The organism is Streptomyces cathayae (assembly GCF_029760955.1).
Taxonomy (GTDB): Bacteria; Actinomycetota; Actinomycetes; order Streptomycetales; family Streptomycetaceae; genus Streptomyces; species Streptomyces cathayae.
In genome coordinates this window covers 6,554,265-6,568,203 of record NZ_CP121682.1, presented here as the reverse complement: position 1 = coordinate 6,568,203, position 13,939 = coordinate 6,554,265, and the positions used below count along the sequence as shown (strand labels likewise).

Below are 13,939 nucleotides of genomic sequence, written 5' to 3'. Positions count from 1 at the left end.
CTACAGGCCCGCCGCCTTGCGCAGCGCGTCCACGCGGTCGGTGCGCTCCCAGGTGAAGTCGGGCAGCTCCCGGCCGAAGTGGCCGTAGGCGGCGGTCTGGGAGTAGATCGGGCGGAGCAGGTCCAGGTCGCGGATGATCGCGGCCGGACGGAGGTCGAACACCTCGTCGATCGCCTGCTCGATCAGCTCGGTGCCGACCTTGGCGGTGCCGAAGGTCTCCACGAACAGACCGACCGGCTCGGCCTTGCCGATGGCGTACGCCACCTGGACCTCGCAGCGGGCGGCCAGGCCGGCCGCGACCACGTTCTTGGCGACCCAGCGCATCGCGTACGCCGCCGAGCGGTCCACCTTGGAGGGGTCCTTGCCGGAGAAGGCGCCGCCGCCGTGCCGGGCCATACCGCCGTAGGTGTCGATGATGATCTTGCGGCCGGTCAGGCCCGCGTCGCCCATCGGGCCGCCGATCTCGAAGCGGCCGGTGGGGTTGACCAGCAGCCGGTACTTCTCGGTGTCCAGCTTGATGCCCTCGTCCAGCAGCGCCTTCAGCTCCGGCTCCACGACGAACTCGCGGATGTCCGGGGTGAGCAGCGACTCGAGGTCGATGTCGGAGGCGTGCTGGGAGGAGACGACCACGGTGTCGAGGCGGACCGCCTTGTCGCCGTCGTACTCGATGGTGACCTGGGTCTTGCCGTCCGGGCGCAGGTAGGGGATCGTGCCGTTCTTGCGCACGTCGGACAGACGCTTGGACAGGCGGTGCGCGAGGAAGATCGGCAGCGGCATCAGCGTCGGCGTCTCGTCCGACGCGTAGCCGAACATCAGCCCCTGATCGCCTGCGCCCTGCTTGTCGAGCTCGTCCGTTTCCCCACCTGCGGCGGCACCCTCGACCCGGGACTCGTACGCGGTGTCGACACCCTGCGCGATGTCCGGGGACTGGGCCCCGATCGACACCGACACCCCGCAGGAGGCGCCGTCGAAGCCCTTCTTCGAGGAGTCGTAGCCGATCTCCAGGATCTTCTCCCGCACCAGCTGCGGGATCGGCGCGTAGGCCTTGGTCGTGACCTCTCCGGCCACGTGCACCAGGCCGGTGGTGATCAGGGTCTCGACGGCGACGCGCGAGGTGGGGTCCTCGCGGAGCAGTGCGTCGAGGATGGTGTCGCTGATCTGGTCAGCGATCTTGTCGGGGTGACCTTCGGTCACGGACTCCGAGGTGAAGAGACGACGGGACACAACGCTCCCTGGGGTTGCAGCGGCTGCTGGCTGATCATTGGCGGGCGGCGGGGGCTGCACCTCACGCCGTCCGTGGAACAGCTTATCTGTCGCGCCTCGCCGCGGGGCCCCCTGTCTCGCCTCTCGGGAGCGCCGTGACCTGCGGCACGGGCATTCTGCCCATGTCGAGGCGGGTTGGCCAGAGGCGCCACACCCCGACGGGCTGCGTTTCCGGCCCGCGCACCGGATGTTCCGGCTCAGTCCAGGCGGCCGGCGACCAGGTCCCAGACCGTGTCGGCGAGGGCTTCCTTGGGGCCGCGGGCCACGGGCGTCTCGCTGCCGTCGGACCCCAGCACCACCGCCTCGTTCTCCTCCGAGCCGAACGTCCTGTGCTCGCCGACCTCATTGACCACGAGCAGGTCACAGCCCTTGCGCTTCAGCTTGGCGCGGCCGTTGGCGAGTACGTCGTCCGTCTCCGCGGCGAAGCCCACGATCACCTGTCCGGGGCGGGCCCGGTCGGCGGAGATCTCGGCGAGGACGTCCGGGTTGCGCACCAGGGTGACGGGCTCGGGCTCCTGCCCGTCCTTCTTCTTGATCTTGCCGGCCGCGTAGGCCGCGGGCCGGAAATCGGCGACGGCGGCGGCCATGACCACCGCGTCGGCGTCGGCGGCGGCGCGCAGTACTTCCGCACGCAGTTCCACGGCGGTCCCGACGGGGACGACGTCGACCCCCGCGGGGTCGGGCAGGGACGCGTTGGCGGCGATCAGCGTGACGCGCGCGCCCCGCGCGGCGGCGGTACGGGCGAGGGCGTAGCCCTGCTTGCCGGAGGAGCGGTTGCCGAGGAAGCGGACCGGGTCGAGGGGCTCGCGGGTGCCGCCGGCGCTGATCACGACATGCCGTCCCGCGAGGTCGGGCTCGGCCGCGCCCCGGGCCAGCACCCGGCGGCAGACCTCGGATATCTCGCCGGGGTCGGGCAGCCGCCCCTTGCCGGTGTCCACGCCGGTGAGCCGGCCGACCGCCGGTTCGATGACGACGGCACCGCGCCGGCGCAGGGTCGCCACGTTCTCCCGGGTGGCCGGGTGCTCCCACATCTCGGTGTGCATGGCGGGGGCGAAGACCACCGGGCACCGGGCGGTGAGCAGGGTGTTGGTGAGGAGGTCGTCGGCCAGGCCGTGCGCCGCCTTCGCCAGGATGTCCGCGGTGGCCGGGGCGACGACCACCAGGTCGGCGTGCTGCCCGATGCGGACGTGCGGCACCTCGTGGACGTCGTCCCAGACCTCGGTCGTGACCGGGTTCCCGGAGAGCGCGGACCAGGTGGCGGCGCCGACGAAGTGCAGCGCGGAGGCGGTGGGGACCACACGCACGTCGTGCCCCGACTCGGTCAGCCGCCGGAGCAGCTCACATGCCTTGTACGCGGCGATGCCGCCGGTGACGCCCAGAACGACCTTCGGCTTGTCCACGTCTCTCCGTCCCTTTCCGGGGCCTTCCCGGGCCCTTCCCGGTCTCTCCCCGGTTCTTTCCGGCTCTTTCCGGTTGCCCGGCTCCCGTGCGCGCCCTGGGGGGCGCACGCCTCTCATGCTGCACCACCGCGGGGAACGGGCCCCCCGCACCCCCGACAAAACCACAGGCCCGGCAGCCGTGCTGCCGGGCCTGTGGAAAAACCGGTGGGGAGTCGCTGATACGACGTTGCGACCGCGATACCGAATGCTTGTGCGACGGTACGACTTACTGAGCGGGGCCTTCGACGGCCTCGGAGGTCAGCAGTCCCGCGTTGATCTCACGCAGGGCGATCGAGAGCGGCTTCTCGTGGACGTGGGTGTCGACGAGGGGACCGACGTACTCGAGGAGACCTTCACCGAGCTGCGAGTAGTACGCGTTGATCTGGCGAGCCCGCTTGGCCGCGTAGATCACGAGGCTGTACTTCGAGTCCGTGGCCTCGAGAAGCTCGTCGATCGGCGGGTTGATGATGCCCTCGGGCGTGGAGATGGAAGAGGACACGCTCTACCTTCCGATGGATGGGAAAGATGGGTGCAGATGAAGTCTGCGGTGCTCGTGGGACGGCCGCTGAGGAAACGCTGACGATCACACGACGTTCATCAAGGCTAGCAGCTCGCGGGCCACGTCCTCGACGGAGGTGTTGACCAGGGTCGTGTCGAACTCCGGCTCGGCGGCCAGTTCGATCTTCGCGGCCTCCAGCCGGCGCTCGACCACCTCGGGCGACTCGGTGCCCCTGCCCGTGAGCCGGCGCACCAGCTCCTCCCAGGAGGGCGGAGCCAGGAACACCAGCTGGGCCTCGGACATGGACGTACGGACCTGCCGGGCACCCTGGAGGTCGATCTCCAGGAGGACGGGCAGGCCCGACTCCAGGTGCTCCAGCACCGCCGCGCGGGGGGTGCCGTAGCGGTTGCCCGCGAACTCGGCCCACTCCAGCAGCTCACCGTTGGCGATCAGCTTGTCCATCTCGTCGTCGGTGACGAAGAAGTAGTGGACCCCGTGCTGTTCCCCCGGGCGCGGCTTGCGGGTCGTCGCCGACACCGAGAGCCAGACCTCGGGGTGTGCCTTGCGCATATGGGCGACGACCGTGCTCTTGCCGACCCCCGAGGGGCCGGAGAGCACGGTCAGCCGCGGACGAGCGTCCGGGGGTACGGGGGACGTCCCCCGGGGTGTTGCAGCCATGCGGCGATTATTCCAGCAATCGCGGGGTGCCCGGGACGCCGGTCCCGGGCCGCCCGGTACTCAGGAGCCGGTGCTGCCGAACTCGCGCTCCAGGGAGGCGATCTGGTTGGAGCCGAGGCCACGCACCCGGCGACTCTCGGAGATGCCCAGCCGCTCCATGATCTGCTTGGCGCGGACTTTGCCCACGCCCGGCAGGGACTCGAGCAGCGCGGAGACCTTCATCTTGCCGACGACGTCGTTCTCCTGGCCCTGCTTGATGACCTCGTGGAGGGAGGCACCGGAGTGCTTGAGTCGATTCTTGATCTCGGCCCGCTCCCGGCGAGCCGCGGCGGCCTTTTCGAGCGCGGCTGCGCGCTGTTCAGGGGTAAGGGGCGGAAGAGCCACGCCTACGTCACCTCGGATGTCGAACTGTCGGATACGGACCGGTGAGGAACCTGATCGCCCCACACCTGGGAGCCACGGGCAACACACTCTTACCCGTTCACTCTCCGTCGGAGACTAGCGTCCAACTCCGCCAGAGTCAGCGAGAACAGAGGAAAAGTCCAGGTCAGCCTCGATCAGGGTGAACATTTGGGGCAAATCGCCCCGGATTCGTCACCCTATCCAGGCCTCGGCAGGCTCCTGCGTCCCTCGTCAACGGCTCAGGCCGGGGTCACGGCCGCCCTGATCTCCTCCGCGTACCGCTCCGCGGCGTCACGCAGCGCGACCACGTCGGCACCGTGGCGCAACACGCCCCGGCTCACGTTCGGCACGACATTGCGCACCGCCTTCCCGAAGACCGCCGGGAGGTCCGCCGCCGTGGCCCCCTGGGCACCGATGCCGGGCGCGAGAAGCGGACCGTTGATCTCCAGGTCGTACGACGACAGGTCGCCGAGCGTCGCGCCGACCACCGCGCCGAAGGACCCCAGGGGCGCCTCCCCCGCGTTCTCGGCGGCCAGGTGGGCGAGCACGGTCGCCGCGACGCTGCGCCCGTCGGGGCGCACCGCGTGCTGTACCTCGCCGCCCTCCGGGTTGGAGGTCAGCGCCAGGACGAACAGTCCCGCGCCGTTCTCCCGGGCCGTCTCCACCGCCGGGCTCAGCGAGCCGTAGCCGAGGTAGGGGGAGACGGTCAGCGCGTCCGAGAACAGCGGGGAGTCCCGGTGCAGGAAGGACTCGGCGTAGGCCGCCATGGTCGAGCCGATGTCGCCGCGCTTGGCGTCCATGACGACCAGCGCGCCGGCCTCGCGCGCCTCGGCGACCGACTTTTCCAGTACCGCGACACCGCGTGAGCCGAAGCGCTCGAAGAAGGCGCTCTGCGGCTTGAGCACGGCGACCCGGTCCGCGACCGCCTCGACGACCGTGCGGCTGAACCGCTCCAGACCGGCCACGTCGTCGTTCAGACCCCACTCGGCGAGCAGGGAGGCGTGCGGGTCGATGCCGACGCACAGCGGGCCGCGCGCGTCCATGGCGCGGCGCAGGCGCGTGCCGAAGGGGTCGAGTCCGCTCATGCCGTCTTCCTCACGTCGGCGCCCACCGCGTCGGCGAGCGTGCTGTACGGGCTGGTGCGCAGCCGCGCGGCGAGTCCCTTGTGGACGGCACGGCTCCAGAAGGGGCCCTCGTAGATGAGGGCGCTGTAGCCCTGGACCAGCGTGGCGCCGGCCAGGATGCGCTGCCAGGCGTCCTCGGCGTCCTCGATGCCGCCGACCCCGATCAGGGTGATCCGGTCCCCCACGCGCGCGTACAGGCGGCGCAGCACCTCCAGGGAGCGTGCCTTCAGCGGAGCGCCGGACAGGCCCCCGGTCTCCGCGACCAGGGCGGGATCGGAGGCCAGGGAGAGCTCCGCGCGCGCGATGGTGGTGTTGGTGGCGATGATCCCGTCCAGGCCGAGGTCCACGGCGAGGTCGGCGACCGCGTCGATGTCCTCGTCGGCGAGATCGGGGGCGATCTTGACCAGCAGCGGCACCCGGCGGCCGGGGGCGCTGCGGTCGGCGGCCTCGCGGACGGCACCCAGCAGCGGGCGCAGCCGGTCCGCGGCCTGGAGGTCGCGCAGCCCGGGCGTGTTCGGGGAGGAGACGTTGACCACCAGGTAGTCGGCGTACGGTGCCAGCCGCTCGGCGGACTTCACGTAGTCGGCGACGGCCTCGTCCTCCGGTACCGCCTTGGTCTTGCCGATGTTGACGCCCACCACGGTCCGGAAGACGGGTGTGCGGGAGGCCAGACGGGCGGCGACGGCCAGCGAGCCCTCGTTGTTGAATCCCATGCGGTTGATCAGCGCCCGGTCCGGCGTCAGCCGGAACAGCCGCTTCCCGGGGTTCCCGGGCTGCGGTTCCCCGGTCACCGTGCCGATCTCGACGTGGTCGAAGCCGAGCATCGCCATCCCGTCGACGCCGACGGCGTTCTTGTCGAAGCCGGCGGCGAGCCCGAAGGGGCTGTGCAGCCGCAGCCCGAACGCCTCGGTGCGCAGTTCCTCGATGCGGGGGGCGAGCACGGCGGCGACGAAGGTGCGCAGCACGGGAACGCCGGCGACGCGGCGGATCCAGCGGAAGGCCAGCCGGTGGGCCCGCTCCGGGTCCATGCGCCGGAAGATCAGACGGAAGAAGTACGTGTACATCGTGTCCTGTCCCAGGTGGTCCTCATGAAGAGGGGGACACCGTCATCGGTGTCCCCCTCCGGCGGCTCGGCCCTAGTCGCGGGCCGCGGTCAGATGGTGCGCGTGTTCCTGGAGCGAGCGGACGCCCACCTCGCCGCGGTTGAGGGCGTCGATGCCCTGGACCGCCGCGGCGAGTGCCTGGACCGTCGTCAGGCACGGCACGGACCGCGCCACCGCGGCCGTGCGGATGTCGTAGCCGTCGAGACGTCCGCCGGTGCCGTACGGCGTGTTGACGATGAGGTCGACCTCGCCGTCGTGGATCAGCTGGACGATGGTCTTCTCTCCGTTCGGGCCGGTGCCCTCGGACTGCTTGCGCACCACGGTGGCGTTGATGCCGTTGCGCTTGAGGACCTCGGCGGTGCCGGAGGTGGCGAGCAGTTCGAAGCCGTGGGCGACCAGCTCACGCGCGGGGGAGATCATCAGGCGCTTGTCCCGGTTGGCGACCGAGATGAAGGCGCGGCCCCGGGTGGGCAGCGGCCCGTAGGCGCCGGCCTGCGACTTGGCGTAGGCCGTGCCGAAGACGGAGTCGATGCCCATGACCTCGCCGGTGGAGCGCATCTCCGGGCCGAGGACCGTGTCGACGCCGCGGCCGTGGATGTCGCGGAAGCGTGACCACGGCAGGACGGCCTCCTTGACGGAGATCGGCGCGTCCAGGGGCAGCGTGCCGCCGTCCCCCTGGGCGGGGAGCAGGCCCTCCGCGCGGAGTTCGGCGACGGTCGCGCCGAGGGAGATCCGGGCGGCCGCCTTGGCCAGCGGCACCGCGGTCGCCTTCGAGGTGAAGGGGACGGTGCGGGAGGCGCGCGGGTTGGCCTCCAGGACGTAGAGGATGTCGCCGGAGAGCGCGAACTGGATGTTGATCAGGCCGCGCACCCCGACCCCGCGTGCGATGCCCTCGGTGGAGGCGCGCAGCCGCTTGATGTCGTAGCCACCGAGCGTGATCGGGGGCAGGGCGCACGCCGAGTCGCCGGAGTGGATGCCGGCCTCCTCGATGTGCTCCATGACACCGCCGAGGTAGAGCTCCTCGCCGTCGTACAGCGCGTCGACGTCGATCTCGACCGCGTCGTCGAGGAACCGGTCGACCAGCACCGGCCGGGAGGGGCTGATCTCGGTCGACTCGGCGATGTACGACTCCAGCCGGTTCTCGTCGTAGACGATCTCCATGCCGCGTCCGCCGAGCACGTAGGACGGGCGCACGAGGACCGGGTAGCCGATCTCGTCGGCGATGGTCTTGGCCTCGGCGAAGGTGGTGGCGGTGCCGTGCTTGGGGGCCGGCAGGCCGGCCTCCGCCAGGACGCGGCCGAAGGCTCCGCGGTCCTCGGCGGCGTGGATGGCCTCGGGGGGTGTGCCGACGATCGGCACGCCGTTGTCCTTCAGCGCCTGGGCCAGGCCCAGCGGGGTCTGGCCGCCGAGCTGGACGATCACGCCCGCGACCGGTCCGGCCTGCTCCTCCGCGTGGACGATCTCCAGGACGTCCTCCAGGGTGAGCGGCTCGAAGTAGAGCCGGTCGGAGGTGTCGTAGTCGGTGGAGACGGTCTCCGGGTTGCAGTTGACCATCACGGTCTCGTACCCGGCCTCGCTCAGCGCGAAGGAGGCGTGGACGCAGGAGTAGTCGAACTCGATGCCCTGGCCGATGCGGTTCGGGCCGGAGCCCAGGATGATCACCGCGGGCTTCTCGCGCGGGGCGACCTCGGTCTCCTCGTCGTAGGAGGAGTAGAAGTACGGCGTGTCCGCGGCGAACTCGGCGGCGCAGGTGTCGACCGTCTTGTAGACCGGGCGGATGCCCAGTGCGTGCCGGACCTCACGGACCACGTCCGCGCGCAGGCCGCGGATCTCGCTGATCTGCTCGTCGGAGAAGCCGTGCCGCTTGGCCTCGGCGAGCAGGTCCCGGGTCAGCTCGGGCGCCTCGGCGATCTCGTCGGCGATCTCCTTGAGGAGGAAGAGCTGGTCGACGAACCAGGGGTCGATCTTGGTGGCGTCGAAGACCTCCTGGGGGGTGGCTCCCGCGCGGATGGCCTGCATGACCGCGTTGATGCGGCCGTCGGTCGGGCGGATCGCCTCGTCGAGGCGGAGCGCCTTGTCCCCGGGGTCGCCGACGAAGGTGAACCGGCTGCCCTTCTTCTCCAGCGAGCGCAGCGCCTTCTGCAGGGCCTCGGTGAAGTTGCGGCCGATCGCCATGGCCTCGCCGACCGACTTCATGGTGGTGGTGAGGGTGGAGTCGGCGCTCGGGAACTTCTCGAAGGCGAACCGCGGGGCCTTGACGACGACGTAGTCGAGGGCCGGCTCGAAGGAGGCCGGGGTCTCCTTCGTGATGTCGTTGGGGATCTCGTCGAGGGTGTAGCCCACGGCGAGCTTCGCGGCGATCTTGGCGATCGGGAACCCGGTCGCCTTGGAGGCCAGGGCCGAGGAGCGCGACACCCGCGGGTTCATCTCGATGACGATGACGCGCCCGTCCTCGGGGTTCACCGCGAACTGGATGTTGCAGCCGCCGGTGTCGACGCCGACCTCGCGGATGACGGCGATGCCGACGTCCCGCAGGATCTGGTACTCGCGGTCGGTCAGCGTCATCGCGGGCGCGACGGTGATCGAGTCGCCGGTGTGCACGCCCATGGGGTCGAAGTTCTCGATGGAGCAGACGACCACGACGTTGTCGTGCTTGTCGCGCATCAGCTCCAGCTCGTACTCCTTCCAGCCGAGGATGGACTCCTCCAGGAGCACCTCGGTGGTCGGCGACAGGGTGAGGCCCTGGCCGGCGATGCGACGCAGTTCGTCCTCGTCGTGGGCGAAGCCGGAGCCGGCGCCGCCCATGGTGAAGGACGGGCGGACGACGACGGGGTAGCCGCCGAGCTCCTCGACGCCCTTGAGGACGTCGTCCATGGAGTGGCAGATGTAGGACCGGGCGGACTCGCCGTGCCCGATCTTCTTGCGGACCTCCTCCACGACGTCCTTGAACAGCTCGCGGTCCTCGCCCTTGTGGATGGCCTCCACGTTGGCGCCGATCAGCTCGACGCCGTACTTCTCCAGGATGCCGTTCTCGTGCAGGGAGATCGCGGTGTTCAGGGCCGTCTGGCCGCCCAGGGTGGGCAGCAGGGCGTCCGGCTGCTCCTTGGCGATGATCTTCTCGACGAACTCCGGGGTGATCGGTTCGACGTAGGTGGCGTCGGCGATCTCCGGGTCGGTCATGATCGTCGCCGGGTTGGAGTTGACCAGGATGACGCGCAGGCCCTCGGCCTTCAGCACCCGGCACGCCTGGGTGCCGGAGTAGTCGAACTCGGCGGCCTGGCCGATGACGATCGGGCCGGAGCCGATGACCAGGACGGACTGGATATCGGTGCGCTTAGGCACGCTGGCCCTCCATCAGGGATACGAAGCGGTCGAACAGGTGGGCGGCGTCGTGCGGGCCCGCCGCCGCCTCCGGGTGGTACTGGACGCTGAAGGCCGGCCGGTCGAGCAGGCGGAGCCCCTCCACCACGTTGTCGTTGAGGCAGACGTGGGACACCTCCACCCGGCCGAACGGGGTCTCGGAGACCTTGTCGATCGGGGCGTCGACGGCGAAGCCGTGGTTGTGCGAGGTGATTTCGACCTTGCCGGTGCCGCGGTCCTGCACCGGCTGGTTGATGCCGCGGTGGCCGTACTTCAGCTTGTAGGTGCCGAAGCCGAGGGCGCGGCCGAGGATCTGGTTGCCGAAGCAGATCCCGAAGAGCGGGGTGCCGCGTTCCAGGACGCCCCGCATCACGGAGACGGGCTGGTCGGCGGTGGCGGGGTCGCCGGGGCCGTTGGAGAAGAACACCCCGTCGGGGTTGACGGCGTAGACGTCGTCGAGGGTGGCGTTCGCGGGCAGGACGTGCACCTCGATGCCGCGCTGTGTCATGCGCTGGGCGGTCATGCCCTTGATGCCGAGGTCGATCGCGGCGACGGTGAACTTCGCGGTGCCGGCCGGGAGGGGCGCGCCGTCGGGGCCGACGGCGGGGACGACGTACGGCTCGGTGGTGGCGACCTCGGCGGCGAGGTCGGCGCCCTTCATCTCGGGGGCCTCCCGCACGTCGGCCAGCAGTGCGGCGTCGTCCCGTACGGCGTCGCCGCTGAAGATGCCGACGCGCATGGCGCCCCGTTCGCGCAGGTGCCGGGTCAGCGCGCGGGTGTCGATGCCGCTGATGCCGACGACGCCCTGGGCGGCGAGCTCCTCATCCAGGGCGCGGCGGGAGCGCCAGTTGGACGGCACGCGCGCGGGGTCGCGCACGACGTAGCCGGCGACCCAGATCCGCTGGGACTCGGGGTCGTCGTCGTTGACGCCTGTGTTGCCGACGTGCGGCGTGGTCATCACGACGACCTGGCGGTGGTAGGACGGGTCGGTGAGGGTCTCCTGGTAGCCGGTCATCCCGGTGGAGAACACCGCTTCGCCGAAGGTCTCCCCCACCGCCCCGTAGGCACGGCCGCGGAAGACCCGGCCGTCCTCCAGGACGAGTACGGCGGGAAGCACCTTCTTGCGAGAGGTGGTTCCCCTGGTGGAGGTTGTCATCGTTCGGCGCCTTCCGTCGTGACGTTCGTCTTGCTCATGGAGTCGATGGCCGGGACCCACTCGTTGTGGTCGGCCGCGTGGTCGAAGCGGAAGCCGGAGTCGATCAGCCGCTCGCCGTGTGCCCAGGTGACGACGAGCAGGCCGCCTTCGGTGAGCACTTTGCCGGCGATGCCCTTGTCGAGCCGGGCCCCGCGCAGCGCGTCGGCCGGGACGAAGAAGTCGCCGGCTCCGGGGCGTACGACGTCCAGGCCCGCGTCGGTGAGGGTGAGCTCCACCCTGCTGCGGGTGCCCAGACCGTGCGCCACGATGCGGTCGAGCCACTGACCGGCGGTGGTGGAGCCGTGGTAGCGGCCGCGCGCACTCAGTTTCGCCGGGCCGGGGTCGTCCGGGGTCGTGGGAAGCCCGGGGAGGTCGCTCTGGAGGGTGCCGCGCCACTTCCAGCCCTCGCGCATCAGCCAGTAGACGAGCGCGACGAAGAGGGCGAGGCCGACGACCCAGCCGATCCTGGCCGCCCAGTCGGTCACTTCCGCCGATCGTTTCTCGGCGGCCAGCAGGATTACAGATGTCACGTGAGTTTCCCGTCGACGAGCGTGGCCGTGCCCCGGAGCCAGGTGTGCGTGACACGGCCCGGCAGCTCACGGCCCTCGTACGGGGTGTTGCGGCTGCGCGAGGCGAAGCCCGCGGGGTCCACGGAACCACGGTATGCCGTGTCGACGAGGGTGAGGTTGGCAGGCTCACCGACCGAGACGGGACGGCCGTGGCCCTCGGCCCGTCCGATGCGCGCGGGGGCGAAGGACATCCGGTCGGCCACGCCGGTCCAGTCCAGCAGGCCCGTGTCGACCATCGTCTCCTGGACCACCGACAACGCGGTCTCCAGGCCGACCATGCCCATGGCCGCGGCCGCCCACTCGCAGTCCTTGTCCTCGTGCGGGTGCGGGGCGTGGTCGGTGGCGACGATGTCGATCGTGCCGTCGGCGAGCGCCTCGCGCAGCACCAGGACGTCCCGCTCGGTGCGCAGCGGCGGGTTGACCTTGTAGACCGGGTTGTAGGTGCGCACCAGTTCGTCGGTGAGGAGCAGGTGGTGCGGGGTGACCTCGGCGGTGACCCGGATGCCGCGGGCCTTGGCCCAGCGCACGATCTCGACGCTGCCCGCCGTCGACAGGTGGCAGATGTGGACGCGGGAACCGACGTGCTCGGCGAGCAGGACGTCCCGGGCGATGATCGCCTCCTCGGCGACGGCCGGCCAGCCGCCCAGTCCCAGCTCGGCGGAGACGACGCCCTCGTTCATCTGGGCGCCCTCGGTCAGCCGGGGTTCCTGCGCGTGCTGGGCGACGACGCCGTCGAAGGCCTTCACGTACTCCAGGGCGCGCCGCATGATCACGGCGTCGTGGACGCACTTGCCGTCGTCGGAGAAGACGGTGACGCCGGCCGCGGACTCGTGCATGGCGCCCAGCTCGGCGAGCGTGCTGCCCTCCAGGCCGACGGTGACGGCGCCGACGGGCCGTACGTCGCAGTAGCCGTGCTCCTTGCCGAGCCGCCAGACCTGCTCGACGACGCCGGCGGTGTCGGCGACCGGGAAGGTGTTGGCCATGGCGAACACGGCGGTGTAGCCGCCGCTCGCCGCCGCGCGGGTGCCGGTCAGCACGGTCTCGGAGTCCTCGCGGCCCGGCTCGCGCAGATGGGTGTGCAGGTCGACCAGGCCGGGCAGCAGCACCTTGCCGGCGGCCTCGACGACCTCGGCGCCCTCGGCGCTCAGTCCGGTGCCGACGGCCGCGACGGTCCCGCCGTCGATCAGCACGTCCTGCGGGTCGCCGCCGAGCACCTTCGCACCGCGGATCAGGGTCTTGCTCATGGTGTTACTTCTCCTCCGTGGTGCGGGTGAGGGCGGTTTCGTTGCCGCCGAGCAGCAGGTACAGGACGGCCATCCGGATGGAGACCCCGTTGGTGACCTGCTCGACGACGGTGCAGCGGTCGGAGTCGGCCACCTCGGCGGTGATCTCCATCCCGCGGACCATGGGGCCGGGATGCATCACGATCGCGTGCTCGGGCATCCGCCGCATGCGTTCGCCGTCGAGACCGTAGCGCCGTGAGTACTCGCGCTCGGTCGGGAAGAACGCGGCCTTCATGCGCTCGCGCTGTACGCGCAGCATCATCACGGCGTCGGACTTGGGCAGGGTGCGGTCGAGGTCGTAGGAGACCTCGCAGGGCCAGGACTCGATGCCGACCGGCAGCAGGGTCGGCGGGGCGACGAGGGTGACCTCGGCCCCGAGGGTGTGCAGCAGGTCGACGTTGGAGCGGGCCACCCGGCTGTGCAGGACGTCACCGACGATCGTGATGCGCCGGCCGGCGAGGTCATGGCCGATCCCGGCGTCCGGGCCGACGAGCCGGCGCCGCATCGTGAAGGCGTCGAGCAGGGCCTGGGTGGGGTGCTGGTGGGTGCCGTCGCCGGCGTTGATGACGTGCGCGTCGATCCAGCCGGAGGTGGCCAGCCGGTACGGGGCCCCCGAGGCGCCGTGCCGGATGACGACGGCGTCGACCCCCATGGCTTCCAGGGTCTGCGCGGTGTCCTTGAGCGACTCCCCCTTGGAGACGCTGGACCCCTTGGCGGTGAAGTTGATGACGTCCGCGGACAGCCGCTTCTCGGCGGCCTCGAAGGAGATCCGGGTCCGGGTGGAGTCCTCGAAGAAGAGGTTGACGACGGTCCGGCCGCGCAGGGTCGGCAGTTTTTTGATCGGCCGGTCGGCGACCCGGGCCATCTCCTCGGCGGTGTCGAGGATCAGGACGGCGTCGTCACGGGTGAGGTCGGCGGCCGAGATGAGATGACGGTGCATCTGTCAGGCTCCGTAGGACGGTTCAATCGGAAGAACGGGAGAATCCGGGCACCCGAAGGCGCGGAGGCGCCCCGGGCCGGCGCA

The 13,939-nt window shown here is 70.8% G+C and carries 12 protein-coding genes; all 12 read right to left on the bottom strand.

The window, feature by feature from the left end; translation table 11 throughout:
• Positions 1–1,224, bottom strand: a complete 1,224-nt coding sequence (gene metK / locus PYS65_RS30045; RefSeq protein ID WP_279337073.1) for a methionine adenosyltransferase — start codon at positions 1,222–1,224, stop codon at positions 1–3.
• 236 nt (positions 1,225–1,460) lie between these two features.
• Positions 1,461–2,663 (bottom strand): bifunctional phosphopantothenoylcysteine decarboxylase/phosphopantothenate--cysteine ligase CoaBC, encoded by a 1,203-nt coding sequence (coaBC, locus tag PYS65_RS30040; protein ID WP_279337072.1) that lies wholly within the window; start codon positions 2,661–2,663, stop codon positions 1,461–1,463.
• A 265-nt stretch (positions 2,664–2,928) separates the two neighbouring features.
• Positions 2,929–3,201, bottom strand: a complete 273-nt coding sequence (gene rpoZ / locus PYS65_RS30035) for a DNA-directed RNA polymerase subunit omega (protein ID WP_006382157.1) — start codon at positions 3,199–3,201, stop codon at positions 2,929–2,931.
• Between the two features lie 84 nt (positions 3,202–3,285).
• Positions 3,286–3,879, bottom strand: coding sequence for a guanylate kinase (gmk, locus tag PYS65_RS30030; protein WP_279337071.1), 594 nt, complete (start codon positions 3,877–3,879; stop codon positions 3,286–3,288).
• Between the two features lie 60 nt (positions 3,880–3,939).
• Positions 3,940–4,263, bottom strand: a complete 324-nt coding sequence (locus PYS65_RS30025) for an integration host factor (protein WP_279337070.1) — start codon at positions 4,261–4,263, stop codon at positions 3,940–3,942.
• A 257-nt stretch (positions 4,264–4,520) separates the two neighbouring features.
• Positions 4,521–5,366, bottom strand: coding sequence for an orotidine-5'-phosphate decarboxylase (pyrF, locus tag PYS65_RS30020; protein WP_279337069.1), 846 nt, complete (start codon positions 5,364–5,366; stop codon positions 4,521–4,523).
• The gene (locus tag PYS65_RS30015; RefSeq protein WP_279337068.1) at positions 5,363–6,469 is read right to left on the bottom strand and encodes a quinone-dependent dihydroorotate dehydrogenase; all 1,107 of its coding nucleotides are present in this window, start codon (positions 6,467–6,469) and stop codon (positions 5,363–5,365) included. The genes pyrF and PYS65_RS30015 overlap by 4 nt, the downstream gene beginning before the upstream one ends.
• A gap of 72 nt (positions 6,470–6,541) precedes the next feature.
• Complete coding sequence (gene carB / locus PYS65_RS30010; protein ID WP_279337067.1) at positions 6,542–9,850, bottom strand: carbamoyl-phosphate synthase large subunit; 3,309 nt, start codon at positions 9,848–9,850, stop codon at positions 6,542–6,544.
• Positions 9,843–11,024 (bottom strand): glutamine-hydrolyzing carbamoyl-phosphate synthase small subunit, encoded by a 1,182-nt coding sequence (carA, locus tag PYS65_RS30005; RefSeq protein WP_279337066.1) that lies wholly within the window; start codon positions 11,022–11,024, stop codon positions 9,843–9,845. The genes carB and carA overlap by 8 nt, the downstream gene beginning before the upstream one ends.
• Positions 11,021–11,593 (bottom strand): PH-like domain-containing protein, encoded by a 573-nt coding sequence (locus PYS65_RS30000; protein ID WP_279337065.1) that lies wholly within the window; start codon positions 11,591–11,593, stop codon positions 11,021–11,023. Before PYS65_RS30000 ends, carA begins: the two co-directional genes overlap by 4 nt.
• On the bottom strand, positions 11,590–12,876 hold the full coding sequence (locus PYS65_RS29995; protein ID WP_279337064.1) for a dihydroorotase: 1,287 nt from the start codon (positions 12,874–12,876) through the stop codon (positions 11,590–11,592). Before PYS65_RS29995 ends, PYS65_RS30000 begins: the two co-directional genes overlap by 4 nt.
• Before the next feature lie 4 nt (positions 12,877–12,880).
• Complete coding sequence (locus PYS65_RS29990) at positions 12,881–13,855, bottom strand: aspartate carbamoyltransferase catalytic subunit (RefSeq protein ID WP_279337063.1); 975 nt, start codon at positions 13,853–13,855, stop codon at positions 12,881–12,883.
• Positions 13,856–13,939: the final 84 nt, after the last annotated feature.